The organism is Synechococcus sp. MIT S9451, assembly GCF_047304725.1.
Taxonomy (GTDB): domain Bacteria; phylum Cyanobacteriota; class Cyanobacteriia; order PCC-6307; family Cyanobiaceae; genus Synechococcus_C.
The window spans coordinates 1,521,650-1,544,532 of sequence record NZ_CP138971.1 but is presented as its reverse complement, the minus strand read 5'-3'; the positions used below and the strand labels follow the sequence as shown (position 1 = coordinate 1,544,532).

Annotated in this window: 21 protein-coding genes and 2 tRNA genes; 12 read left to right on the top strand and 11 right to left on the bottom strand. The window is 59.9% G+C overall.

Annotated features, from left to right (window positions below; all coding sequences use genetic code 11):
- Positions 1 to 33 precede the first annotated feature (33 nt).
- On the bottom strand, positions 34 to 2,208 hold the full coding sequence (locus SIB72_RS07925) for an IMS domain-containing protein (RefSeq protein WP_413745076.1): 2,175 nt from the start codon (positions 2,206 to 2,208) through the stop codon (positions 34 to 36).
- Between the two features lie 106 nt (positions 2,209 to 2,314).
- On the opposite strand from SIB72_RS07925, the gene pdhA reads away from it, so the two are divergent.
- Positions 2,315 to 3,406, top strand: a complete 1,092-nt coding sequence (gene pdhA, locus SIB72_RS07920) for a pyruvate dehydrogenase (acetyl-transferring) E1 component subunit alpha (RefSeq protein WP_413743551.1) — start codon at positions 2,315 to 2,317, stop codon at positions 3,404 to 3,406.
- Positions 3,407 to 3,482: 76 nt separating this feature from the next.
- On the opposite strand, the gene SIB72_RS07915 is transcribed toward pdhA, so the two are convergent.
- Both SIB72_RS07915 and SIB72_RS07910 read right to left on the bottom strand, forming a co-directional pair.
- Positions 3,483 to 4,424 (bottom strand): RpoD/SigA family RNA polymerase sigma factor, encoded by a 942-nt coding sequence (locus SIB72_RS07915; protein WP_115120633.1) that lies wholly within the window; start codon positions 4,422 to 4,424, stop codon positions 3,483 to 3,485.
- Positions 4,425 to 4,583: 159 nt separating this feature from the next.
- Positions 4,584 to 6,161, bottom strand: a complete 1,578-nt coding sequence (locus SIB72_RS07910) for an NAD(P)H-hydrate dehydratase (protein WP_413743550.1) — start codon at positions 6,159 to 6,161, stop codon at positions 4,584 to 4,586.
- Between the two features lie 48 nt (positions 6,162 to 6,209).
- Here SIB72_RS07910 and mnmA point away from each other — a divergent pair, with 48 nt between their 5' ends.
- Positions 6,210 to 7,412, top strand: coding sequence for a tRNA 2-thiouridine(34) synthase MnmA (gene mnmA / locus SIB72_RS07905; RefSeq protein ID WP_413743549.1), 1,203 nt, complete (start codon positions 6,210 to 6,212; stop codon positions 7,410 to 7,412).
- Here the strand turns inward: mnmA and SIB72_RS07900 are convergent.
- Positions 7,333 to 8,865, bottom strand: coding sequence for an apolipoprotein N-acyltransferase (locus SIB72_RS07900; protein ID WP_413745075.1), 1,533 nt, complete (start codon positions 8,863 to 8,865; stop codon positions 7,333 to 7,335). The two genes, mnmA and SIB72_RS07900, sit on opposite strands and share 80 nt — an antisense overlap.
- 55 nt (positions 8,866 to 8,920) lie before the next feature.
- Here SIB72_RS07900 and SIB72_RS07895 point away from each other — a divergent pair, with 55 nt between their 5' ends.
- The 4 genes from SIB72_RS07895 to sodX are packed head-to-tail and all read left to right on the top strand — an operon-like array spanning position 8,921 to position 10,822.
- A complete protein-coding gene (locus tag SIB72_RS07895) occupies positions 8,921 to 9,250 on the top strand; it encodes a phasin family protein (protein WP_115020091.1) in 330 nt (109 codons plus the stop codon).
- A 38-nt stretch (positions 9,251 to 9,288) separates the two neighbouring features.
- The gene (locus SIB72_RS07890) at positions 9,289 to 9,906 is read left to right on the top strand and encodes an FKBP-type peptidyl-prolyl cis-trans isomerase (protein ID WP_413743548.1); all 618 of its coding nucleotides are present in this window, start codon (positions 9,289 to 9,291) and stop codon (positions 9,904 to 9,906) included.
- A gap of 43 nt (positions 9,907 to 9,949) precedes the next feature.
- The gene (gene sodN / locus SIB72_RS07885) at positions 9,950 to 10,423 is read left to right on the top strand and encodes a superoxide dismutase, Ni (protein ID WP_413743547.1); all 474 of its coding nucleotides are present in this window, start codon (positions 9,950 to 9,952) and stop codon (positions 10,421 to 10,423) included.
- Positions 10,424 to 10,450: 27 nt separating this feature from the next.
- Positions 10,451 to 10,822 (top strand): nickel-type superoxide dismutase maturation protease, encoded by a 372-nt coding sequence (gene sodX, locus SIB72_RS07880; RefSeq protein ID WP_244281607.1) that lies wholly within the window; start codon positions 10,451 to 10,453, stop codon positions 10,820 to 10,822.
- Positions 10,823 to 10,825: 3 nt separating this feature from the next.
- On the opposite strand, the gene SIB72_RS07875 is transcribed toward sodX, so the two are convergent.
- On the bottom strand, positions 10,826 to 11,494 hold the full coding sequence (locus SIB72_RS07875; RefSeq protein WP_413743546.1) for a hydantoin utilization protein A: 669 nt from the start codon (positions 11,492 to 11,494) through the stop codon (positions 10,826 to 10,828).
- Positions 11,495 to 11,667: 173 nt separating this feature from the next.
- Between SIB72_RS07875 and SIB72_RS07870 the strand changes: the two genes are divergently transcribed.
- Positions 11,668 to 11,850: a hypothetical protein gene (locus tag SIB72_RS07870; RefSeq protein ID WP_413745074.1), complete on the top strand. Its 183-nt coding sequence runs from the start codon at positions 11,668 to 11,670 to the stop codon at positions 11,848 to 11,850.
- A gap of 265 nt (positions 11,851 to 12,115) precedes the next feature.
- Here SIB72_RS07870 and trpC read toward each other — a convergent pair whose 3' ends face one another.
- The 5 genes from trpC to SIB72_RS07845 all read right to left on the bottom strand — a co-directional run bounded on the left by trpC (position 12,116) and on the right by SIB72_RS07845 (position 16,539).
- Positions 12,116 to 13,000, bottom strand: coding sequence for an indole-3-glycerol phosphate synthase TrpC (gene trpC, locus SIB72_RS07865; RefSeq protein ID WP_413743545.1), 885 nt, complete (start codon positions 12,998 to 13,000; stop codon positions 12,116 to 12,118).
- 9 nt (positions 13,001 to 13,009) lie between these two features.
- The gene (gene lpdA / locus SIB72_RS07860; RefSeq protein ID WP_413743544.1) at positions 13,010 to 14,452 is read right to left on the bottom strand and encodes a dihydrolipoyl dehydrogenase; all 1,443 of its coding nucleotides are present in this window, start codon (positions 14,450 to 14,452) and stop codon (positions 13,010 to 13,012) included.
- Positions 14,449 to 15,303, bottom strand: a complete 855-nt coding sequence (locus SIB72_RS07855; RefSeq protein WP_115120625.1) for a TrmH family RNA methyltransferase — start codon at positions 15,301 to 15,303, stop codon at positions 14,449 to 14,451. Before SIB72_RS07855 ends, lpdA begins: the two co-directional genes overlap by 4 nt.
- A gap of 25 nt (positions 15,304 to 15,328) precedes the next feature.
- A complete protein-coding gene (locus tag SIB72_RS07850) occupies positions 15,329 to 15,577 on the bottom strand; it encodes a hypothetical protein (protein WP_115120624.1) in 249 nt (82 codons plus the stop codon).
- 878 nt (positions 15,578 to 16,455) lie between these two features.
- Positions 16,456 to 16,539: transfer RNA gene (locus SIB72_RS07845), tRNA-Leu, on the bottom strand.
- A gap of 155 nt (positions 16,540 to 16,694) precedes the next feature.
- Here SIB72_RS07845 and murA point away from each other — a divergent pair.
- From murA to SIB72_RS07820, 5 genes are all read left to right on the top strand, one after another.
- Entirely contained in the window at positions 16,695 to 17,993 is a 1,299-nt protein-coding gene (murA, locus tag SIB72_RS07840; RefSeq protein WP_115120942.1) for a UDP-N-acetylglucosamine 1-carboxyvinyltransferase, read from the top strand.
- 42 nt (positions 17,994 to 18,035) lie between these two features.
- Positions 18,036 to 18,118: transfer RNA gene (locus SIB72_RS07835), tRNA-Leu, on the top strand.
- Between the two features lie 13 nt (positions 18,119 to 18,131).
- A complete protein-coding gene (locus tag SIB72_RS07830; protein WP_413743543.1) occupies positions 18,132 to 19,316 on the top strand; it encodes an aspartate aminotransferase family protein in 1,185 nt (394 codons plus the stop codon).
- On the top strand, positions 19,313 to 20,569 hold the full coding sequence (locus SIB72_RS07825; RefSeq protein ID WP_413743542.1) for a bifunctional folylpolyglutamate synthase/dihydrofolate synthase: 1,257 nt from the start codon (positions 19,313 to 19,315) through the stop codon (positions 20,567 to 20,569). Before SIB72_RS07830 ends, SIB72_RS07825 begins: the two co-directional genes overlap by 4 nt.
- Positions 20,570 to 20,952: 383 nt before the next feature.
- A complete protein-coding gene (locus tag SIB72_RS07820; RefSeq protein WP_413743541.1) occupies positions 20,953 to 21,516 on the top strand; it encodes a pentapeptide repeat-containing protein in 564 nt (187 codons plus the stop codon).
- A 9-nt stretch (positions 21,517 to 21,525) separates the two neighbouring features.
- Here the strand turns inward: SIB72_RS07820 and SIB72_RS07815 are convergent, their stop codons facing one another.
- A complete protein-coding gene (locus tag SIB72_RS07815; protein ID WP_413743540.1) occupies positions 21,526 to 22,872 on the bottom strand; it encodes an FAD-binding oxidoreductase in 1,347 nt (448 codons plus the stop codon).
- Positions 22,873 to 22,883: the final 11 nt, after the last annotated feature.

Here is a 22,883-nt window from a genome sequence, read left to right as displayed (position 1 = left end):
ACCGCTTGCGTCAGCCACTGCTCTGGCTGAAGCTCAGCTGCCGAAATAGGCATGCAGGCGCCATTGCTGGCCGTCACGGCCAAGGATGTAAGTGATCGGCAAGGAGGTGGCTGCAGTGCGTTCCATCACCTGGCCGCTGGCATCGAGGCGCTCATCGCTGTAGGCCACCTTTGCCTTGATCTCAATGCGATTGGCATTGCTACTCACCACCTCCACGGAGGTGATCGTGGCTGCCACCTTCTGGGTCGCGCCGATCGCAGCATCCCGTTGGCGCTGCGACTGCACCTGAGCCAGAAGCCCATCCCGGGCCACATCCGCTAGTCGTGCATCCGCCAAGGAGCCCCCCGCCAGCACCTGGGCCTTGCGATCCAACCAGGCTTGCAACAAACCCTCTAACTGGGCGGTGATGGGCTGATCATCCCTAAGGGCATAAGCCTGAGCAGGCTTCAACAGTGCTGGCGAAGCCGTTGACGCGGTTGACTCGGTCTGGCTGGCCCTGTTTCGGCTGAGATCCGCCTGATTGAGATCCGTCTGAGAGGACTGGGTCTGAGGCTGAGTTTGGGAAAGGCCTTGGGAGCTGCTTGCTTGCTCGGCACTGGGACTGGATTCCTGCCGAAGGCCAACCACACTGAAAGCAGCCACAACAGCCACCACACCAGCGAACACCGCTGAACCGATCACCACTGGACGACTTGGAGGATTGAGAGGAGACAGAGGGAGTGCTGGGCGAGGGAGCGTCACCTTCGGGATCGACCACTGCGGCATCGACCACTCCGCCATGGACCACTGCGGCCTGGACCACTGCGGACGAGACAGGCCGGCCAAGCGATCGAGCCATCCGGTCGAAGCCTGTTTGGTCGGACTGCTTTGATCAGCCTCCTCAGCCAAAGCGGATGAGGCTTCACCGATGGGCAGAGGCATCAAACCATCCGGATCGAGAGGGAACGCAGGGAAGGGGTCTTGCTCCTGGGCAGAGGAAGGGGAGGACTCCGTCACACGACTGAGCTGGCGACCTTCAATCCGTTCGAGACGTTCAACAAACGCCTGTACATCCCGATCCGCGAACCAGGCCTCAAGATCCACCGCCTCGGCATCCACGTCTCGGAAACCCGGCAGCACATCACGTCGCAACCAGGCCCTGCAGTAGTCGCAAAGAGCGGCGAGATCATCTCCGGGATGCTTCAGCAACCATTGCTGTAAATCGCTATCCGAAGACGCGAGTACATGGGTCTGGGCACGATCCACATCACCGAGCAGGAGGTCAAGGCATCCCTGCAGCGGCCGCATATCCAGACCATCCACTTCCAAGGACTGCAGACGCTGACGCGCTTCCTCCAGCCGCTCCGGCTTACGCCGAGAGAACCCAGCTGCGCTGAGGGCCATCACCTCCAGGAAGGCGGCATCGCTGGAGCCGCCTCGCTGCCAGCGCTGATAGAGATCCAACTGTTCTTGAACGGTGAGGAAGCGGCGAATCTGCTGAAAGAACAGCTCAAATTCACCCTGGCTAAGGCTGTGACTGTCGTTGTTCAGTGTTGAGCCTTCAAGCCCCCCCCGCTCATTCACCAGTTCATCCAGGAGTTGCAAACCCTGTTGACGCGACACCTCCTCAGCCAGATCGCGGCTGAGAAGATCAAGAATCCGATAAGGCGTGAGCTGGAGCAGATCCTGCTCGATCTCCTGACGCTGATCCGGGAGCTTGCCCACCCGTTGAAGCAGCTGCAGGCCATCGGTCAGCAGGCCCGCTGCCGATTCATAACGACGGCTTTCCTGATCCTGTCGGGAGGCATCGCGACAAGCAAGAGCGGCCAGCAAGGCGAGATCAGCCTCGCGGTTGCTGCCAAGGGCCGGAGCCTGAGGGGGCTGTAGAGCCTGGCGTGCGAGTTGAAAGGCTTCATGAGGGGAACTGGCTTCCCAAAGAAGCATCAGACCAGCAACTTCGCGGGAGGAAGACAGCTCCAGCCCGGCGATTTCGCCGGGATGCTCCCGACCCAGCTCAAGCAGTGCCGCTTCATACTCCGCTCGGCGTTCAGGGTCTGTGAGCAGATCCGACGAGAGGCGCAGCAGCTCCGACCGCTGCTGCAATGCCTCCTGGGTAAATCCCTGAGATGGGGGCCGATCGATACGCAACTGGAGAGTGCGCAACATCGTTTCGGCCTCGGCAGAGGGGCTTACGCCGAGAAGGCGGAAATGATCAATCGGCAGTTCCACCTTTTCTGAGCCCTTTCCATTGGCAGCAAACTGTAGGCAGAACAAGGGTTTTTGCCCATTGATCATCCGCTGACCCTTACAGTCAGACGTCAATGAGTGGCGTGTCATGGGCCAGGACATCGCGATGGAGACCGAGCGGACTGCAGTTGGCACAGGCCTAACTGGTGCCCATGCAGAGCGTCTCTCCAGTCTGGTCACCGCTAGTCGCGCCCAAGTCGACCGCGAAACCGGTCTGGCCTTGTATCGCGATATGACCCTGGGTCGGCGCTTTGAAGACAAGTGCGCCGAGATGTACTACCGGGGCAAAATGTTTGGCTTCGTGCATCTCTATAACGGCCAGGAAGCAGTCAGCACCGGTGTCATTGGTGCGATGAAGCGACAGCACGACTGGTTCTGCAGCACCTATCGCGACCACGTCCATGCCCTCAGCGCCGGCGTTCCCGCCCGCGAGGTCATGAGCGAGCTCTTCGGCAAAGAAACCGGCTGCAGCAAGGGCCGAGGCGGCTCCATGCACTTGTTCTCAAAAGAGCATCACTTGCTTGGTGGCTACGCCTTCATCGGCGAAGGCATCCCAGTCGCCCTCGGGGCTGCCTTCACGAGCCGCTACAAGCGTGAGGCCCTGGGTGAAGCCGATAGCGACTCCGTAACAGCTGCCTTTTTTGGTGACGGGACCTGCAACATCGGTCAGTTTTATGAATGCCTGAACATGGCGCAGCTCTGGAAGCTGCCGATCATCTTCGTGGTGGAAAACAACAAGTGGGCCATCGGTATGGACCACAACCGTGCCACCAGTGATCCTGAAATTTGGCGTAAGGCTGCTTCCTTCGGCATGGCCGGAGAGGAAGTGGATGGCATGGACGTACTGGCGGTTCGCGCTGCGGCTGAACGAGCTGTTGCCCGAGCCCGAGCAGGCGAAGGTCCCACCCTGCTCGAGTGCCTCACCTACCGCTTCCGTGGCCACTCCCTGGCCGATCCTGATGAGCTGCGGGCCGAAGAGGAGAAACAGTTCTGGGCACAGCGAGACCCGCTCAAGGCCCTTGAGCGCGATCTTGTCTCAGCGGGCATGGTCAGCAGCGAGGAGCTGCGGGCCATCGAGAAGGAAATCGACGCAGAAGTGCAGGATTGCGTTGATTTCGCACTCAGCGCTCCAGAACCGGATAGCTCCGAGCTCACTCGCTACATCTGGGCGGAAGACTGAATTCCTCTTGGGATCAAAACCACTACAGACCAGGACTGAACAAGCCCTGATCTGAAAGCAGATCTGATCGGAAATTTCAGAACTGTGGAGGAACCCTGCGGGTGAGGTTGCGCAGTTTTCGCAACGCCTTCAGCTCAACCTGGCGCACCCTTTCGCGGGACACTTCCAGCATGCGACCGATCTCAGCCAAGGTGTGACGCTCATTGCCATTCAGGCCGAAGCGCAGGCTGAGCACATGCTGCTCTTGGTCACTGAGATGGCTGAGCCAACGCCCGAGCTGCTCGTGATGAATGCTCTGTTCCACTTTGGCCAGAGGCTCATCACAAGAGTTGTCTGCGATCAGATCACCGAGGAAGCTGCGCCCTTCTTCACCGTTCACAGGCGCATCGAGGCTGCTGGTGGTCAATGCCTGACGAAGAAGGGAATCCAGCTCGTCTAAAGGCATGTCCATGGCCTCAGCGATTTCGATCCGCGAGGGCATGGCACCCAGCTTGTGCGCCAAATCGAGGCTCACCTTGCGAATCGTGGTTAAACGCTCGCTCAGGTGAACAGGAAGACGGATTGTTCGCGACTGGCAGGCAATGGCACGGGTCATGCTCTGGCGAATCCACCAGAAGGCATACGTCGAAAACTTGTAACCACGGGTGGGGTCAAACTTCTCAACTGCTCGCTCCAGGCCAAGGGAACCCTCCTGAATCAGATCAAGCAGTTCCAAACCTTTGCCTTGATATTTCTTGGCAACACTCACGACGAGACGAAGGTTGGCCTTCATCATTCGCTGCTTGGCTCGGCGCCCAACCCGGATCATGCGCCGGTCATGGGAGCTGAACTGATCACTATCGACGGCGATGGAACCGTCTTCAGTGAGAGTCATCATCTGCTGAACTTGATTGCCCAGTTCAATCTCTTCAGCTGGAGTAAGCAGAGGGATTCTTCCGATCGTGGCGAGATACCAACTGATCGGATCACTACTTCGGCGGCGCTGGGATTCAGCAAGACCGGCTGCCAGAGAGGCCATGTTGATCTCCGACTTTGTATTCGATGCGAAGACTTTCCTATGGAAATCCAAATAGGCGTTGTGTTTTCAGCAACCCTTCAGATTCATGAGGTGAAATCGACACAAAAGTCGCGACATGCTTGTTACAGAAACAACTTCTCCGAGTGATTGCAGGGCGTCTCAGCCGGCCGGCGAATTGAGATGCAAAACCATTGCCGAGAGCTGGCTGGCCACAGCCCGAGCCGTGCTGGCCTGATCGCAGGAGCGTGCCGCTTCGCCATGGAGCAGTGCCGCCGCTGCAAGCATCTCGTCCAAGCTCTGCTGCGTCGTCTGATCAGAGATGACCTGCGCACCCCAGCCAGCAGTGAATCCAGCCAGGACGTCGCCCAGGCCAGTCCTTGCGGCCCTGGGGTTACCGCTGATCAGCTGGTGCACGCTCCCTTGCGGTGACGCCAGCAGGGGATGCGCCCCTTTCAACAGCACTGTGGCTCCGGAGCATGCAGCAGCAGCACGGGCGGCCTCCAGGGGCTGATCGAGACTGATCTTTGGGAACACACGCGCGAACTCGCCGGCATGAGGCGTGATCAAAGTCGGACCAAGGCGCCCTCTGAGCCACTGCCAACCACAGGGAGAGGCCGCCATCTGATTCAGGCCATCAGCATCCAGCACCAACAAGCCTGGAAATGTCCGTAATGGCTCTGCCTGCTGCGCCCAGTCACCACCGTTCTCCCCTAGCCCAGGCCCAAGCAGCAGGGCATCCAGCCGCTGAAGATCGTGCCCGGCCAGCCAGCCTCCCCAGTCGAGACCGGATTGGTCGGTAGCCGGTAATGCTGCGGCCAGCACAACTTCCGGAATCAGCTGCCAGATCTCTGCCGCAACTGACTGTGGCAGAGCTGCCTGCACGCTGCCGACTCCACTCGCCAGGACTCCCTGGAGAGCCAACAGAGCAGCGCCGCGATAGCGCTCGCTGCCCGCCACCACCAAAACCCGACCACGCTCATATTTCATCGCTGACCGAGGCGGATGAGGCCTAGGCAGCGTCTGCAAATCGTTCTCGCCAATCATCAATACCGCACCGTTGGCGAAACGGTTGGAGAAAGGCGGGAACAGACGACGTGGCACCCCAGCATCAATCCGATGCAAACGGCCGACATAGGCAAGCGCACAGTCCTGCACCAAACCTTGCTTGATCAAGCCAACCGTGAGCGTGGCGCTTGCCATCGCTGCTCCACCAGCGAACGGGAGACCGCTGTCACCATCCAGTCCCGCTGGCAGATCGAGGCTGACCAATCGTCCAGGTTGTGTTCTCTGACGTTGCTGCAGCAAGGTGGCCAGACCCAAAGGCAGGGGACGGGTCTGCCCCAGACCGAACAACGCTTCGATCCAGAGAGAGGGGTCGTCTGGATCTGGCTCACCTACAAGCTCAGGCACCCCCAACCAGCGAACATGCTGATAGTGCTGTTGTGTGAGTGGCTGACGCAGGGGTAAAGGGCAGACAATCCGCACAGCAATCCCCACCTGTGCGAGCTCCCGGGCCACCACCAAGCCATCGCCACCGTTATGGCCTGGACCGACCAGCACCAGCACACCCTGCTCCAGCAGGCCAGGCTGTTGAAGACACCAGGCCGCCATCGCCAGACCGACCTTCTCCATCAGAGCGGGAACCGGCAGACCACTCGCCAGCCATTCCTGTTCCAGCGCCACCATTTCAGCCGTACTCACAAGACAGTGATCGGCATCAATCGGGGGCCAGGACACGGAGGGACAGCCGGGATCTCACTATGGAGAGATCCAGCGGTGCCGCCAATGCCGCCCGAACCCGTCATGTCGATCCGCCAGGCCGAGTCACCCACCACGGCCACTGAAGCAGGCGCGCAGGCTCTAGAGCGCCTGCGGCACTGGCCTGGAGAGCATCGCGTGGCCGTTGGACTCTCCGGCGGTGTGGACAGCTCTCTCACTGCCGCCTTGCTGGTGGAAGCTGGCTGGGAGGTGGAGGGACTGACCCTCTGGCTGATGAGTGGCAAAGGAGCCTGCTGCGCTGAAGGCCTCGTGGATGCCGCCGGCATTTGCGAACAGCTGGGCGTTCCCCACCACGTCGTTGATTTCAGAGAGCATTTCAAGGAACAGATTGTTCAGTTCCTGGTGGACGGCTATGCCGAAGGGCTGACGCCTCTGCCCTGTTCCCGCTGCAATCGAGAGGTCAAATTCGGGCCGATGATCTCCTGGGCCGAGGAGAACCGGTCAATCGGGCGAATCGCTACAGGCCATTACGCCCGCGTCCGTCCTGCAGACCAGAGCGACAACGGTCGTCATCAGCTGCTGCGAGGACTGGACCATCGCAAAGACCAGAGTTATTTCCTCTACGACCTACCGCAGGAAGCCCTGGGCAAGTTGGTCTTTCCGCTTGGCGAACTAACCAAACCCGACACAAGACTGGAAGCGGAACGCTTCGGCTTGCGGACGGCACAGAAACCGGAAAGCCAGGACCTTTGCCTCGCTGACCATCACGGTTCGATGCGTGCCTTCCTTGACACTTATCTACCTGCACGGGAGGGGGAGATCGTGCTCCTCAATGGCACGGTGGTGGGAAAGCATGACGGCATCGAACATTTCACCATCGGGCAGCGCAAGGGGCTGGGGGTGGCCTGGAGCGAACCTCTGCATGTCGTCCGACTGGAAGCAGCCATGAACCGCGTGGTTGTGGCCACGCGAGAGGAAGCCGGCACCGAGAGCTGTGTGGTCGGAGCCTTGAACTGGGTCTCCATGGCACAACCGGCCCTCGGCACACGTCAGCGGGTGGAGGTGCAAGTGCGATACCGCAGTGAGCCTGTAGGCGCTTGGCTGGAGGTGATCAGTCCCACCAGCGACGATGCCGCCGGAGGACGCCCCCACCGCTGCCAACTGAGATTCGATCAGGCCCAGTTCTCAATCACACCTGGCCAGGCGGCGGTGTTTTACGACGGGGAGAGGGTGCTTGGCGGCGGCTTGATCCAGCGACCCGCTCCCTGATACGGGCCAACACCACCACCGCGACAACCAGCTGCAAGGGCCGTTCACCCCAGAACACATAGGGCGTCATGCCGATCAGGGGCTCAAGCTCGGTGATCGCAAGCCCAGGCAGCATCGGCTCGAGCAACTGCTCCACGTTCGCCGTGGCCGACACCGCAGCCGTTGGGCCAGTGTTGGCGACACTCAGCAACGGACGGTTGGTTTCGATGCTGCGCAGCTGGGCCAGCGCCAGAAACTGCCGCTGCAGCAGCAAGGGGTAGGGGTCGAGATTGGCAATGGCCAATAACCACTCGGCTCCATGGCCCACCGCTCTGGCTATCGCCGCCCCATCACTGAGCTCATAGCAAATCGCCACTGCGGCCGGAGGGCCATCCCAGCGCCATAGGCGGTCTGCAACTCCCGGCGTCACACCGCCGACTGCAGACAGTCCTCCGGCGCTTCCGAGCCAGGCCGGGATCCACTCGCCGAGGGGAACAAGCCGGTGCTTGTCAAGCGCCGCTGATGGTTGCTGCGCCCCTCGCTCCACCAGCAGCAGGGCACTGCGCTGCTGGCCTTGCGTCCAGCGGAAGCCGCCGCTGAGCAAGGGCAGTGGTGCTGGCTCCAGCAATCGTCGCTCCAGTGGCAGGGTTCCCTCCGGTGCCACCAGCCAGTCAGCTCCCTGGAGGGCTGCAGCCTGCAAAGCCCGCTGGAGACGCGCCGGCAAGCGCCGCTGTTGTTCAGAGCTGAATTTCTCGCGAGTGGGCAGCGATGGCTGCCAAAGCCCAACCCGAGCAAGGGAGGGCGAATCAGCAGGAATCGCACCGGAACCAACGCTGTGCAGAAGCCACCAACCGCAGCCATGGGCCACCAACAAGGCCATCAGTCCAGCGACCAACCAGCGGCGCCAAAGAAGTAGACGCCTAGCCACCAACTGCCACAACCACCAACCCGCCAGCAGCTGACAAGCAGCCAGCCCACCACTGCCCAGCCAGCGTGCCAAACCCGCGAGGAGTGGATCACCAGGCAAAAGACTCGAGCCGACGCCGATCCAGAACAGCGGGCCCGATGCCAACAACACCTCGACCAGTCCCCAGAGAGAGGCCATCAGCAGAGCTGTGCTCAAGCGGCTGCGACGACACCATCGCGCCAGTAGCGCCCAGCTGGCGACCAAACCCGCTGCGGCTAGGCCACAGAAACTCCAGATAGCTACAGCCACCGGCAAGCTCAGAGCAGCCGGTACACCGATCCAAGTCAGTGGATGCAAGGCCAGCAACCAGCGATGGCTGACCAAGACCGCAACACAGCCCCAAAGCCCTGCAGCCGGTGGGCAGCGAGCAATCGACCAGAGCAGCGCCAAGGCAGGCAGCATCAACCAAGGTCCAGCTGAACTCCAGCCCGGGGCACTCAGAGCAAGACCCGCCAGTCCACCGCCAGCGAAGGCCTGTAGCCATGCCGAGGATCGGTCATTGCCCATGGTCAGCAGAGGGTGATCAAGCCATCCTGAAGCCATCCGCGTAGAGCGACCGGTCATGGAGAGCGCCAATCCATTGCAGCAACTGCTCCTTCGTGGCCTTGGCACCACAACCCTTGTGGCCGACCGCTTGCGCTACGTCACCCAGGAATGGGTGAGCAGTGGTCGCCTCGATTCCAGCCACGCCTCGGCCCTGGTGGACGACGTGCTCAAGGCCCTGCGAGGCGATACGCCCGAGCTGGAGCAACAGATGGGGAGGAACCTGGAACGCAACCGCGACAATCTGCTTCAGGATCTTGGTCTGGCCAGTCAGCGAGAACTGGATGAATTGCGCGGCCGCATCGACCGACTGGAGCAACAGTTGCGCCAACGAGAACGGCAGGACTGAACCTGCCAGAATCGGTCCGTTTCCAACTGCTGTACGCCGTGCGCGACATCCTGATCAGTTCTGCGGTCTGTGTGGTCTGCCTTGTGGTGGCCCTGGTGAGCCAGATCGTGGCTCCCTCCACAGTTGGGGCAGCGCCACCAATCGGTGAACCCTCCGCAATGGAGGCCGTGGCCAGCAGCAGCTCCGCCCAATCGATCCAGGCCACACCTCTGGAGCTCGATCCTGAGGATTCAAACCCCACTCTCTTCGCCATGGCAGCTGATTCCAACCAAGCTGACGCCTCCGCCCTCGGTGGTGCACTGCAGGCCGAAACGTCCCAACTCACAGCAAGCGGCTTGCGCATCACCGATATCGAAGTCGGCACCGGTCCTGAAGCCAGCTCTGGTCAGACCGTGGTGGTTCACTACCGCGGCACTCTTGAGGACGGCACCCAATTCGACGCCAGCTACGACCGCGGCACTCCTTTCACCTTCCCCCTCGGAGCCGGCCGGGTCATCAAGGGCTGGGACGAAGGCGTACAGGGCATGAAGGTCGGTGGCAAGAGGAAATTGGTGATCCCCTCGGATCTCGGCTATGGCGCCCGCGGGGCTGGTGGTGTGATCCCACCGAACGCCACCCTGATTTTCGAGGTCGAGCTCCTCGACATCAAGAAGTGAGCCGCGGTTAGTCTTGAACCACAGCAATTACGTTTCTACGCAGATGCTCCGCTCGGCCCTTTCAGCCATCGTTCGCTCACTACCCGCAGAGGTGGTTGAAGCTCACTGTGATGGCCCCTGTGGTGTCTATGACCCCGCATCCGCTCGTGTTGCAGCTGAAGCGGTGCTTTCCATGACCAAAAAACTAAAAGCCATGGAAGCCCCTGCTGCTGGAGACACCGCAGCACTGGCCGCTTACAACAACACCTTCTCCCGCTATGTGGCCATCAAGGAGGAAGAGGTTCAGAAGACCAAGAAAGAACTTCTGATCCTTTGGACGGACTATTTCAAGCCCGACCACCTCGCAACCTTCCCTGATCTGCACGATGTCTTCTGGAAAGCCTCCAAGCTTTGCAGCGCCTGCAAGGTGAACATCGACCAAGCCAAGGCTGAGGAGCTGATGGCGGCCGTGGAAAAAATCCACGGCATGTTCTGGACGTCCAAAGGCCGCAATGACGCCTGGGTGACCGCATCCTGAGCCGCCTCCATTAGCGCTATTACTTCGGTGCAATCCGATGTTGCAGCAGCAGGTCTCCATGATCTGTTGCTGCTTTTTTGTGGCAAGCGACGCCTGATGCAAGTCGAAGGCTTGTCGATGTGGCCGACCTTGCGACCCAGTGACCGCCTGCTGGTCAAGCCTTTTCAGAGGGGAGGAGCTCTGCCATCACCGGGTCAGATCCTCGTCTGCCGTCACCCTCAAAAAACAGGGGTGATCATCACCAAACGCCTGATCAGCATCGATCGAGACAGGATGATCCTTCAGGGAGACAATCCTGAGATGAGCACCGATAGCCGACAGTTTGGTTCTGTTCCTATCCCTCTTCTGATCGGTGAGGTGATGGCCAAAGTGCCCATGCCTGGCAAGGCTGACACCTAAAACTCAGAACACGTTCGGAGTTGTCTTGTGCAACCAAAGAGCACCAGTGAAGATCGATAAGCCACCGGTCAAACCAACGAGCACCGGCAGTGCGCGAACACTGCTGGCTCGCGTCAGCAGAGCAATCACTGTCACCACAGCCACCATGGCAGCAATCGACCCCAACAAATAGGCCATCAGATAGAGAATCGCTCCATGCAGAGGCAAGGCAAGAGCGGGAATCACAGCCAGCAGGTGTCCAGCCCCTGCCAGTCCATGCAGCAAGCCAAGACCTGAGACAGCGTGCGCATGGCGCCAGTGATTGCCTTGGCCTCGCACATGCAAATGCAGGTGCCGATGGGATGAGACACCATCGTGATGATGCTCATGGGTATGCAGCTCGAGACCAAAGGCGGTGCGAATCGCCAGAACACCCACGATCAACAGACTCAGACCAACCAGAAATTCGGCCCAGGCCGACATGGTTTCGGCATGAATCAGATCCTTCAGGAACACGCCTGAAAGGCCAAGAAGGACCACACCAATCGAATGTCCTGCCCCCCAGACCAAGCCCGCACGCAAAGCCTCGACGGGCCTACGAAGCGAAAATGGAGCCATGGCGACCAAATGGTCGGCTCCACTGACAACATGCATCGCCCCAGCAGCCAGTCCAGTCAGAACACTGATCAGCAAGAGACAGATTCCGAATCATTGATTCTGCAACAGAGGCTGCCTCTGACGCGTGCAAGCGAACGCGCGAAAAGCCAACCCAGACCACGATCAAATTTCACAATCGCTCGTAAAAATGCTTCATGCATGGCCCATACCCTGCCCCAGCGGCCTAACGGCCTTAATGCGCTGGATACCTGTATCTCTCCCGGTCGACCCTTGCGTTCCTCCACGGCAGGCATCACAACGCCTCGGTCACCAACCTGAACAAGGGGATTGAAGGCACTGAGCTCGAAGGCAATAGCCTGGAAGACCTCATCACCACCAGTGCCGGAGATTCCAGCCGGATCGGGGTGTTCAACCATGCTGCCCAGGTCTAGAACCACAGCCTCTATCGGCCGAGCATGAAGCCAGGAGGCGGCGGCCAAACCACAGGAACGCTGCGCGAGAGGATCGAGTCCGATTTCAGCAGCGATGACGCCTTCGTGGACCAGTCCAAGGCCGCTGGGGAATGGGCATTGCTTGGCAGCCAACCTGACCGCCAACGAATTGAGAGTGCATAGACCATGCAAAAGTCCCCGATCTAACGGGGGGCTTTTGCAGAGCACAAACCAAAGCAAACTCAGCGCAGAAAGGGCCTTGCAGTCAGCCTGAAATCAGACTTTTCAGGGCCGCTTCGACATCCTGCTGACGCATCAGAGCCTCACCCACCAACACCGCCCCAGCACCTGCAGCCTGAACACGGTCGAGATCAGCGCGCGAGAACAGACCTGATTCACTCACCAACAGCGCATTTTGCTGCTTCAGTCGGTCACCGAACTGCGCTGAGAGGGTTTCAGTGGTGCTCAGATCGGTCTCGAACGTCGTGAGATCGCGGTTGTTGATGCCAATCAAAGGGAATCCCCCCAGGCTGAGCACACGGTCCAATTCCTCTGAATTGTGCACCTCAACCAACACAGTGAGGCCAAGCGCAGCTGCCACTTTGGAGAGGTAATGAAGATCCTGGTCCGAGAGGATCGCGGCAATCAAAAGGGCAGCATCAGCGCCGGCGGCCCGAGCCTGATAGAGCTGATAGGGGCTGAGGATGAAGTCCTTGCAGAGCAATGGCAAGACAACGGCATCCCTCACATCCACCAACACCTCAAAACCACCCTGGAAGAAGGTCTTATCGGTCAGCACTGAGAGGCAGCTTGCACCCCCAGCGGCATAGGCCGTAGCGATAGACACGGGATCGAAATCCTCCCGGATCACCCCCTTGCTCGGGCTCGCTTTCTTCACCTCAGCGATCACCGCAGGCTTCACGGTCGGCTGTCGCAGTGCAGCCAGGAAATCTCTCGCCGGCGGAAGCTTCACAACCTTCGCCTTGAGCTGATCGAGCGGCATCCGCTCACGGGCCACTGAAACTTCGCGGTCCTTTTCCCAAACGATCTTCTCAAGGATGTGACGAGGCTCAGCGTCCTTGTGGGGAATGCCGTATTCGAGATGGGCCACCTGCACCGAAGGGTTAGGTGGTCTGCGGCGGATGTCCATAGATCGTCCTCAGGCTGCGAGAGCGTGAGCAGCCTGCTTGTAGGCCACTTCCACCACTTCGCTCAATGTTGGGTGTGTGTGCACTTCGGTCGCCAGCTCACGCACGCTCTGACGACGGGCGACGGCGTTCGCCACCTCCTGAATGAGGTCGGCAGCATGCAGACCATAGATATGGGCCCCCAGAACTTCACCGCTGGTTTTATTGAACAGCAGTTTCATCAGGCCATCACTCTCAAGCTCCGCCAGAGCCTTGGAATTGGCTTTGAAGTAGCTGCGCACAGCACCCAACTCAAAGCCCTGATCGGTGGCGAGCTGCTTGGCGTCAGCCTCGCTCAAGCCCACGGAACTGATCTCGGGATGGGTGAAGGTGGCCGCAGGGATGCTGCGGTAATCGATCTGCCGCTGATGCCCAAGGATGTTGTCCACGGCCACCGTGCCCTGGGCGGCAGCGGTATGGGCCAGCATCAACTTGCCGGTGACATCACCGACGGCCCACAAATGAGGGATGGGCTGACCATCCACCAGCACATGCATGCTGTCGTCAATCGGCACGAAACCACGGTTGGTTTCAATGCCCAGGGCCTCAAGATTGAGAGTCTTGCTGCTGGGTACACGCCCAGTCGCCACAAGCACAGCATCCACTTCCAGGGTTTCAACGGGCTCGCGGGTTTGCATATCAACCAACTCGATTTGAACTGGCGCACCAGGCTTGATCGATTGGGCCAACACACCGGAGCGTGCATCGATGTCACGGCCGTCGATCAGTTTGCGGGCGGCCAGCTTGGCGATATCGGGGTCAAAGGTGGGCATCACCCGATCCAAGGCCTCGATCATCGTCACTTCACAGCCCAACGCCGTATAGACGTCAGCAAATTCCAGGCCGATGTAACCGCTGCCGATGATGGCAATCCAACGGGGCAACCACTCCAAGTTCACCGCCTCATCGCTGGTGAACACGCTCCGGCCATCGATCTCGATACCAGGAGGAACGAAGGGATCAGAACCGGTGGCAATGATCACGTCGCGGGCACTGAGCACGCGATCGACGCCATTGATTTCCCGCACACCCACTGCCTGGGTCCCTTCCAGTCGCCCCGTTCCACGGATGATGGTGACCCCAGCCCGCTGCAAGCTCTTGGTGAGATTGGTGCGGATCGAGGCCACCAGTTGATTGGCATGGTCAGCGATCTTTTGGCGTTCGAAACGCACCGGGGCTGAATGAATACCGAAACCCTGCAGATGCTCAGCATCGGCGAGCTCCCGCACCCTGCCACTGGCCGCCAGCAAAGCCTTCGAAGGGACGCAGCCGCGATTCACACAGGTACCACCCATGTCGCGGGATTCAATGATCGCCACTTTGAGGCCGTGCTCTGCCGCATGCTTGGCTGCATCGAAGCCGCCATAGCCGGCACCGATCACGATCACATCGAAGTCGAAACTGGCGTCGCTCACCCGGACTGCTGCGAGGAAGCGGTCATTGTCGCCCTTCGCCGTTCCAGAAGGAGCGGAACAGCCGCAGATGCCACATTCAACGACTCCACAGCCGTGCTGTGGGGGAGGGTGACTGCGTGGGTGCAGCATCCCTGCAGATCGGGATGGAGCCCACTGCCCTCATTGCCGAGAACAAGCACCGTCGGTCGGGTCCAGTCAAGCTCCCAGTACGAGCAAACGGGCAGCGCGGGACCTGTCCCTGGCACCACGGTGCCCACCACCTGAAGGCCACGGTCCTGCCCATCCAATAGGGCCTGCCGCAAGCCCTCCACACCCATCGCTTCAGAGGGACCAAAACGCTGATGCGGCAGCCGCAGGAGCGCACCAGCCGAACTACGCACCACCTTGGGACTGAGCGGATCTGCGCCGGACCCCTGCCAGACCATCTCCACATCCGCAGCTAGGGCAGTGCGCAACAGGGTGCCGAGATTGCCTGGATCCTGAACCCGGTCCAACGCGAGCACGAACGTGGGTAGCGCCGGGCACTGGGGCAACAGGGCTAAAGGCATCAGGGCAGCGACGCCATCGGGATGCACGGTTGACAAGGCCGCCTGAAGCACCTCTTCGCTCACCAACTGCAGCCGGAGCATTGGCTTGAACAGAGCCAGCAGCGGCTGATGTCCGTCGATCCAGGCGGGCGTGGCCACAAGCTCAAGCTCGAGATCCTTGTGCTCGAGCAAGGGTGCCAGCTCTTGGAGAAGATGGGTGCCTTCCAACAAGACCAATCCTTCCTGCTCACGCCCTTTGCGCCCTGCCAGGGCCCGGAGACGGCGCACGAGAGGATTACGACGACTGGTGATCAACGGCTGCATCACCCTGCACACACGTCGGAGACGATCAGAACGACTCGTGCTTTCGCACCTTCATCCCATCGCGAAGACTGATTTCCTGACCATCCAGATCAATCCCCTTCACTGCCGCGATCTCGCCCTTAATCCCTTCGGCCGCAAGATTTTCCACAAGCTTCTTGATCACCTGGTCTTCAACAGTGGTGTGATCGATCGAGTCTGGAGTCAAAAACTCAAGGAACTTGCCAACCTTCGCAGCGACAACCTCCGAGGAATTGGAGATCTTCAACACGATCATGGTGGGGCTCAGGGCTTGATTGACACCTTCAAAATAGTGCGAATAGGGAGACTTGAACGCTCAGCGATCATCGATTCTCTGAACCAGATCAGATCGGAAGGCAATAGTGGGCCCCTTGCCTGAGTCGGTGGCCTGCTGCCGTGGCCTCGGTCCAGGGCGCTAGTTCCACCGATCCCAGTGCAGCAGAAGGTTGTGGACTCGGTTTGCGTCAACACCCCCGGCAGGAATCGAAGGTGTCCTGGGATTGGCAACAACGCCATGGGCGGCACATTCCACGGCCTCGAAGAGGGGGAACATCAAGGGTGGACGGGAGCTTGAATGCACTGACGAAAAATTCACTCACTCAGAAAGCAAAGCTTCTGCCCCTCAAATAGAGAATTTTGCCGATCGCTTCGTCTAGGCGGGACCCCTCCTCTGCACGAATCCTTCTCAAGCAACCCTCACATCCTCATGATGAGGTCGTCCAGATCCTGGCGAGGATCGAAGCGAAAAGACCTGAGGTGACCACAAAGCCGATGAGCGCATGGCACCAGCAGCAACAGGACCAACAGCCTCAGGCGGCATCCAATCGCTCAATCCCGAAGCCGATCTCGGACAAGGCCGCTGCTGAGGCACCAGAGCGACAGCGGGGTCATGACTGGAACGAACATCGCCGAAAGTAGAACAGTCAGAACGATTCGCCGGCTTCGGGTGAGCTTGACCATGCTGATCAGGCGGCTTGATTCAGGAGTAACGGATCCCTCGCTAGTGGATCATTTCACTCGACAGCGAACCACGCCTTATTCCTCAATTAGACACCAAAAATTCACAGCAACTAGCAGGTACAAACGCTGCAGATACAAACCCTCTGGATTGATCAGGCTCTTGATGAATATCGATGCGGATGGGGAGACTTGAACTCCCACGACATTGCTGCCACTAGTACCTGAAACTAGCGCGTCTACCAATTCCGCCACATCCGCTGGCGCGCCGCAAAAGCGACGAGATAGACCATACGCCATCGCCAACCCTGGACCAACAGGACTGAAACAAGGCTCGATCCAGTTTGAGCGCCGGCCGTCTAGACGGTCTCAAAAACCCTTGCCAGGATGGTGCGGAAATCCAAACTTCAATTGCCATGCCGGCTGCGGCGCCAGCGTCTCAAGAGATTCTCAAGCCGCATCTGGACATCACAGGCGGGCATGGCCTGAGTGGAGAGCTCCGCGTCAGTGGTGCCAAGAATTCTGCTCTCGTCTTGATGACAGCGGCTCTGCTCAGCGACGAGCCAGTGACCCTGACCAACGTGCCAGAGCTCACCGACATCCAAGGCATGGCTGAGATCCTCACCGCCCTCGGCGTTGCGGTGACGCGCAGTCATGAGACGGTTCATATCAACGCCAAGGAGCTCAGCCATGGCGAACCCCCCTATGAACTGGTGAATGGTCTCAGGGCCAGCTTTTTCGCCATCGGCCCCCTTCTTGGTCGTCTTGGTCAGGCCAAGGTGCCTCTGCCAGGCGGTTGCAGGATTGGTGCCCGCCCCGTGGTGGAACACATCCGCGGCCTGAAAGCCCTCGGCGCGATCGTCAGCGTTGAGCACGGTGTGGTGAGCGCGTCCCTGCCGGGTCGTCGTCGTCGCCTCACCGGTGCGTCGATCGTGCTCGACTGCCCGAGCGTTGGCGCCACCGAAACAATCCTGATGGCAGCAGTACTGGCCGAAGGGACAAGCGTGATTGAGAACGCTGCCCAGGAGCCAGAAGTGCAGGATCTGGCCAATCTGCTTAACACCATGGGTGCCCAGATCAGAGGTGCTGGGGGGCCAACGATCACGATCGAAGGCGTCGAAAAATTGCGGAGTTGTGATTATTCGGTCATTCCAGATCGGATCGAAGCTGGAACGTTTTTGCTCGCAGCCGCCATCACCCGTTCACGCATGCGCGTGGCCCCAGTCATACCGGAGCACCTCAGCGCTGTTCTGCAGAAACTTCGCGACTGTGGTTGCACTCTCGAGATCGAAGATGGAGGAATCACGATCACCCCTGGCGAGATCAAAGGAGTCGATATCACCACCCAGCCGTTTCCAGGTTTTCCCACCGACCTTCAAGCCCCATTCATGGCCTTACTCGCGACTGCGAGTGGAACGAGTGTGATCACCGAGAAGATTTACGAAAACCGCATGCAGCACGTGGCAGAGCTGCAACGCATGGGTGCATCCATCCGGCTTCAAGGCAATACTGCCGTGGTCGAAGGCGTGCCCCAACTCAGTGCCGCACCCGTCACCGGAAGCGACCTGCGGGCAGCTGCCGCCATGGTGCTGGCGTCTCTGACTGCCAAGGGCACCAGCAAGGTGTCGGGGCTCAACCACCTCGACCGCGGCTACGACGCCATCGAAGCCAAACTCACAGCCAGTGGTGCCCAGCTGCATCGCCGTCAGTCATAAGCCTTTCAAGCCTGCAGGGTGTCGCATAACATTTGAATCCGCGGGAGCCTGGCGGAATTGGTAGACGCAGCTGACTCAAAATCAGCCGGCCACTGGTCTTGGGGGTTCAAGTCCCCCGGCTCCCATCCCTCAGCTGTTATGGGGACCTACGGACGGTTCCCACTCACCCTCACCCGAGGCAAGGGCTGTTGGGTGAATGACGACTGCGGCAACCGCTATCTGGATGCCGTCGCAGGCATTGCAACCTGCACCCTCGGCCATAGCGACCGGGCGATGCGCCATGCCCTCACAAGGCAGCTTCGGCGCCTTCAGCACGTGTCGAATCTCTATGCGATCCCTGAGCAGATCGAACTCGCCAGCTGGCTTGTCCACCACAGCTGCGCCGACAGCGTGTTCTTCTGCAATTCCGGCGCAGAAGCGAATGAGGCCGCCATCAAACTGGCCCGCAAGCACGGCCACACGGTGCGCAAGATCGAGCGTCCGGTGATCCTCACCGCTAGGGCAAGCTTTCATGGACGGACCCTCGCCGCCGTCAGTGCGACTGGCCAACCCAATTACCACAAGGGATTTGAGCCAATGGTGGAAGGGTTTGAGACCTTCACCTACAACGATCTCGCCTCTTTTGAGAGCCTGCTCAACCGCTTGGAGGCGTACGGACCAAGGGTCGCGGCTGTCCTGATCGAACCGCTGCAGGGAGAAGGAGGAGTGCATCCTGGCGATCCAGCGGTCTTTGAGGCGATCCGTGAACACTGCAGCGCCCGCAACATCCTGCTGATCTTCGATGAAGTCCAGGTAGGGATGGGGCGCTGCGGCACTCTCTGGGGCTACGAACGTCTGGGCGTGGAGCCCGACGCCTTCACCCTTGCGAAGGGATTGGGAGGCGGCCATGCGATCGGAGCCTTGCTCGTCAAAAAGCATGCCGACCATTTCGTGCCGGGGGATCACGCCAGCACCTTTGGGGGCAACCCTTTCGCCTGCCGCGCCGGACTAACCGTGGCCCGCGAACTCCAACGACGCAATCTGATCCACAACGTGCAACAACGCAGTGATCAACTTGATCGCGGCCTCAACCGCTTGGTACAGCGCTACCCCAAGCTGCTGCAAGGCGTCCGTGGCTGGGGACTGCTTCAGGGCTTAGTGCTTCGTGATGATGCTGATCTCGCTGCGATTGACGTCGTGAAACGCGCGATTGAGCAGCGCCTTTTACTGGTGCCGGCGGGGCCCAAGGTGGTCCGGATGGTTCCCGCCCTTGTGATCTCCAAACGCGAGGTCAACACCTTGCTGGCACGACTTGACGCAACACTGGCGACACTGAGCGCGTGACCTTCAGCGATCTGCTGCCCCCATTTGAGCAGCGAGGCATGGACCTTTGCCTCGATCGCATGGTCCGGGCTCTGAAGACTCTGAACCAGCCCTGTGGCTCAATCCCAGCGGTTCAGGTCATCGGCACCAACGGCAAGGGTTCCATTGCCACCTTTGTGCATAGCGGCCTGGTAGCAGCAGGAATCCGCACCGGTCTGACAACATCGCCCCATCTGGTGGATTGGACGGAGCGGATCCGGGTCGATCACCAGCAGATCAGCCACAGCCGCCTAAGGGAGGAGTTGGTGGCTCTGCAGCCGCTGGCGAAGGCTGAGGCGCTCACCCCTTTTGAACTGCTGATCACGGCAGCTCTCATGCACTTCGCGGCGGAGAAAGTCAACTGGCTGGTGCTGGAGGCGGGATTAGGTGGGCGTCTCGATGCCACCACCGCCCATCCGCATCGCCCTTTGCTGGCGGTGGCCTCCATCGGCCTCGACCACTGTGAACATCTCGGAGGCACCCTTACGGCAATCGCGGAGGAGAAAGCCGCTGCAATCCAAATGGGCGCCATCGTGATCAGCGCAGACCAACCTCCAGAGGTCACCGCCGTCCTCCAACAACGATGCACCCAGATCGGAGCAACGCTGTCCTGGGTGGCCCCCCTGAGCAGCGACTGGATCCTTGGTCTGGATGGCCACGTCCAGCGCAGCAATGCGGCCGTCGCCAAAGCTGTGCTGGAGCAGATCCAGGCCATGGGATGGGAACTCGATCACGCCAGTATTCGCAACGGGTTGGCCACGGCTCACTGGCCAGGACGACTGCAAGCCATGACCTGGCGCAACCATGCAGTGCTGATCGATGGCGCCCATAACCCCCCTGCAGCGGAAGCGCTCAGCCAAGAACGCCACCACTGGCCCCATGCTCAGGAGGGCATCACTTGGATCCTGGCCATCCAATCGCATAAGCAGGCGCCGGCCATGCTCAGAGCATTGCTGCATCCCCAGGACCAGGCATGGATCCTGCCGGTCCCAGGGCACCGCAGCTGGACCCGGGCAATGCTGATCAGGGACACTCCAACCTGGTCCGGTCAACTGCTGGAGCTTCCGGAGCAACCCAACAACCCCGACTCGAGTCAGGCGGTTGTCAAAGTACTTGAAAGACTGGAACAGCAAGGATGGCCGAAGGCTGATCCCGTCATCGCAGGGTCGCTTTATCTGCTGGGTGCGCTGATCAACGAAGGCCGCCTCGCTCCAAGCCGAACATCAATGAATTGATAACTCGAAGTAAAAGCAACACCAAACTCTGGCAAAACGGGCTACCACTGTGGTGGATCAACTCTCCTCACACGAAGTTGATCTCCTCACACCACCCAGGGGGCCGTCAGGCCCCTTTTTTGTGGCTTGATCCAACAAAGGATCAAAAGGCAACAAAAAAGCCCCGCCGAAGGCAGGGCTTTTTGTGAACTCAAGTGGGCGTGTTTCCTTGTTTCCACTCCACGGAAGAGCTCAACTCCTCACTTGTTAAGAGTAATCAGCGATGTTGAATCTGCAAGCCACCCCATAGGCCAGTTGTCGAGGCGATCCATCCCAGAAGCGTCTTGGCTAGGCAACAGACCACAGAAGCGATGCAAAGTGATCTCACCAGCACATCCGATGTCATGGCAGCTAATCGCCTGGAAGGCCCTTCCGCGAAGCGCAGATTCACCAGTTTGTTCTGCAGCCTCTTAGTTGTGATAGGAAGCTGGCTTGGTGCCAACCCTGCAGTCGCCTTGGACACCGCAGCAGGCGTTGGCATGCAGGACAAAGCTCTCTTCCAAGAACGAGTTGACTACACACTCACCAATCAGAGCGAGGTGGATTTCCACGGACAGACATTGACCAACACCTCGTTCGCTGGTGCGACTGCTCGGGGAGCCAACTTCTCCGGAGCAGATCTACACGGGGCGATCTTCACGCAAGGCTCATTCTCGGATGCCGATTTCAGCGATGCTGACCTATCCGATGTGCTGATGGATCGTGCCGACTTCACCGGCACCAACCTCACCAATGCCCTGCTCAATGGTGTGATCGCCTCCGGCAGCAGTTTTGCTGGAGCAAGCATTGAAGGAGCTGATTTCAGCGATGCTCTGCTCGATCGCGATGATGTGGTGCGCCTTTGCCGAGATGCCGAAGGGGTGAACCCCACCACTGGAATGGCCACACGCGACAGCTTGGAATGCTGATGCCCCGGCTCAGCCCACCCATCCCTTGAGCTTGCCTGGGTTAAGGAGGCCGCTGGGATCATGGCGACCTTTGGCCGCCACCTGATCACCATCGACAATCCCCAAGCCGCCGTCTTCAACGGTGATGACATGGGGATTGAAGACCACAGCACCAAGCTCCCGGCAGGCGTTGATCAAACGGTCTAGATCCTCCTCTCCACGCCAACGCACCAGAGGCAGACCCGCCAATCGAGACGTACCGGCTTGACGGACCCCCTCCAGGTGCCAGAGCAGTTGATCACCCCAACGGGCCGACAAGGCATCCATCGCCACCGATTCTGGCTGGGGCAGCAACATCTGCAGATAGGTCCAACTCGGGTCCTGCTGACGCATGTGCAGGGTGGTGTGGTTCCAACTCAGCTCCCGTAGGCCGTTGCCGCGATGTGCCTCCTCCTCACCGAGGCAACAAAAGCGAGCCCCGTAGGCCTGCGCCAAACACTGCAACGTGCTCACCCCATCAGGACTCACCAGCATCAGCAGACGATGCCCCCCCTGCGGCACACCAGTCCAGGGGGGAAGAGCAGCCACAATCGCCTGATCCAGCACTGTGCACAGGTGCAAATCAACAGCCGCCTGCTGACAGCGCAGAGCCAACGCCACCGCGTCACCCCAGTCGTCGACATCAATGCACACCTCCTGCCAAGCCACCCGCGGAGCTGTCGTCAGGGTCAGTCCCGTGATAATTCCATTGGTGCCATAGGCGTGGTTCAGCGCCTCAGCATCAGCGGCATTGAGATGGAGGATGCGAGGTTCTGCCTCCATCGTCACCACTTCAAGGCCCAGCAGGTGGCCTGGATCGCGCAGGAATCCCCAGCGCACCGAGCCGATCCCCCCAGACCCGCCGGCGATGAACCCGCCGACGCTGGCACTGCGCCACGTACTGGGCATCAGCCTCAGTTGACGACCATGGGGTGCCAGTTCACGGTCGAGATCTTTGAGTAAACAACCGCTCTCCACTTCCACCACACCGGAGTGGTGATCGATCCTGCGTAGCGCCCGCAGCTCGGTCATCAGCATCACAACGCCTCCATCGAGTGGAACGCACTGTCCGTAATTACCTGTTCCCGAGCCGCGCAGAGTGAGCGGAACTCCGGCCTGGAAACAGGCTCCGGCCACAGCGGCGACAGCGGCGACCGAATGGGGACGAACGACCAGCTGGGCCCGACAACCGTGGAAACGCTTCACCAGAACCGGCGAATAATCGTGAGCATCACGGGAGTAACGCTCTAGATCCGACGGCAAGGTAAGCAGCTCCAGCTCTTCCACCACCGTCAACGCCTCCCGGACCGCCAGAAGCGCCTGAGAGGAGCAATCCATGATCCAAACGT

Excerpts from the sequence above, each read along its gene's own strand:
- pdhA (WP_413743551.1), top strand. The coding sequence starts at position 2,315 with ATGGGCCAGGACATCGCGATGGAGACCGAGCGGACTGCAGTTGGCACA.
- SIB72_RS07915 (WP_115120633.1), bottom strand. The coding sequence starts at position 4,424 with ATGGCCTCTCTGGCAGCCGGTCTTGCTGAATCCCAGCGCCGCCGAAGT.
- mnmA (WP_413743549.1), top strand. The coding sequence starts at position 6,210 with ATGCCGCCCGAACCCGTCATGTCGATCCGCCAGGCCGAGTCACCCACC.
- SIB72_RS07900 (WP_413745075.1), bottom strand. The coding sequence starts at position 8,865 with ATGGGCAATGACCGATCCTCGGCATGGCTACAGGCCTTCGCTGGCGGT.
- SIB72_RS07895 (WP_115020091.1), top strand. The coding sequence starts at position 8,921 with ATGGAGAGCGCCAATCCATTGCAGCAACTGCTCCTTCGTGGCCTTGGC.
- sodN (WP_413743547.1), top strand. The coding sequence starts at position 9,950 with ATGCTCCGCTCGGCCCTTTCAGCCATCGTTCGCTCACTACCCGCAGAG.
- trpC (WP_413743545.1), bottom strand. The coding sequence starts at position 13,000 with ATGGACATCCGCCGCAGACCACCTAACCCTTCGGTGCAGGTGGCCCAT.
- SIB72_RS07855 (WP_115120625.1), bottom strand. The coding sequence starts at position 15,303 with ATGCAGCCGTTGATCACCAGTCGTCGTAATCCTCTCGTGCGCCGTCTC.
- SIB72_RS07850 (WP_115120624.1), bottom strand. The coding sequence starts at position 15,577 with ATGATCGTGTTGAAGATCTCCAATTCCTCGGAGGTTGTCGCTGCGAAG.
- murA (WP_115120942.1), top strand. The coding sequence starts at position 16,695 with ATGCCGGCTGCGGCGCCAGCGTCTCAAGAGATTCTCAAGCCGCATCTG.
- SIB72_RS07830 (WP_413743543.1), top strand. The coding sequence starts at position 18,132 with ATGGGGACCTACGGACGGTTCCCACTCACCCTCACCCGAGGCAAGGGC.
- SIB72_RS07820 (WP_413743541.1), top strand. The coding sequence starts at position 20,953 with ATGGCAGCTAATCGCCTGGAAGGCCCTTCCGCGAAGCGCAGATTCACC.
- SIB72_RS07815 (WP_413743540.1), bottom strand. The coding sequence starts at position 22,872 with ATGGATTGCTCCTCTCAGGCGCTTCTGGCGGTCCGGGAGGCGTTGACG.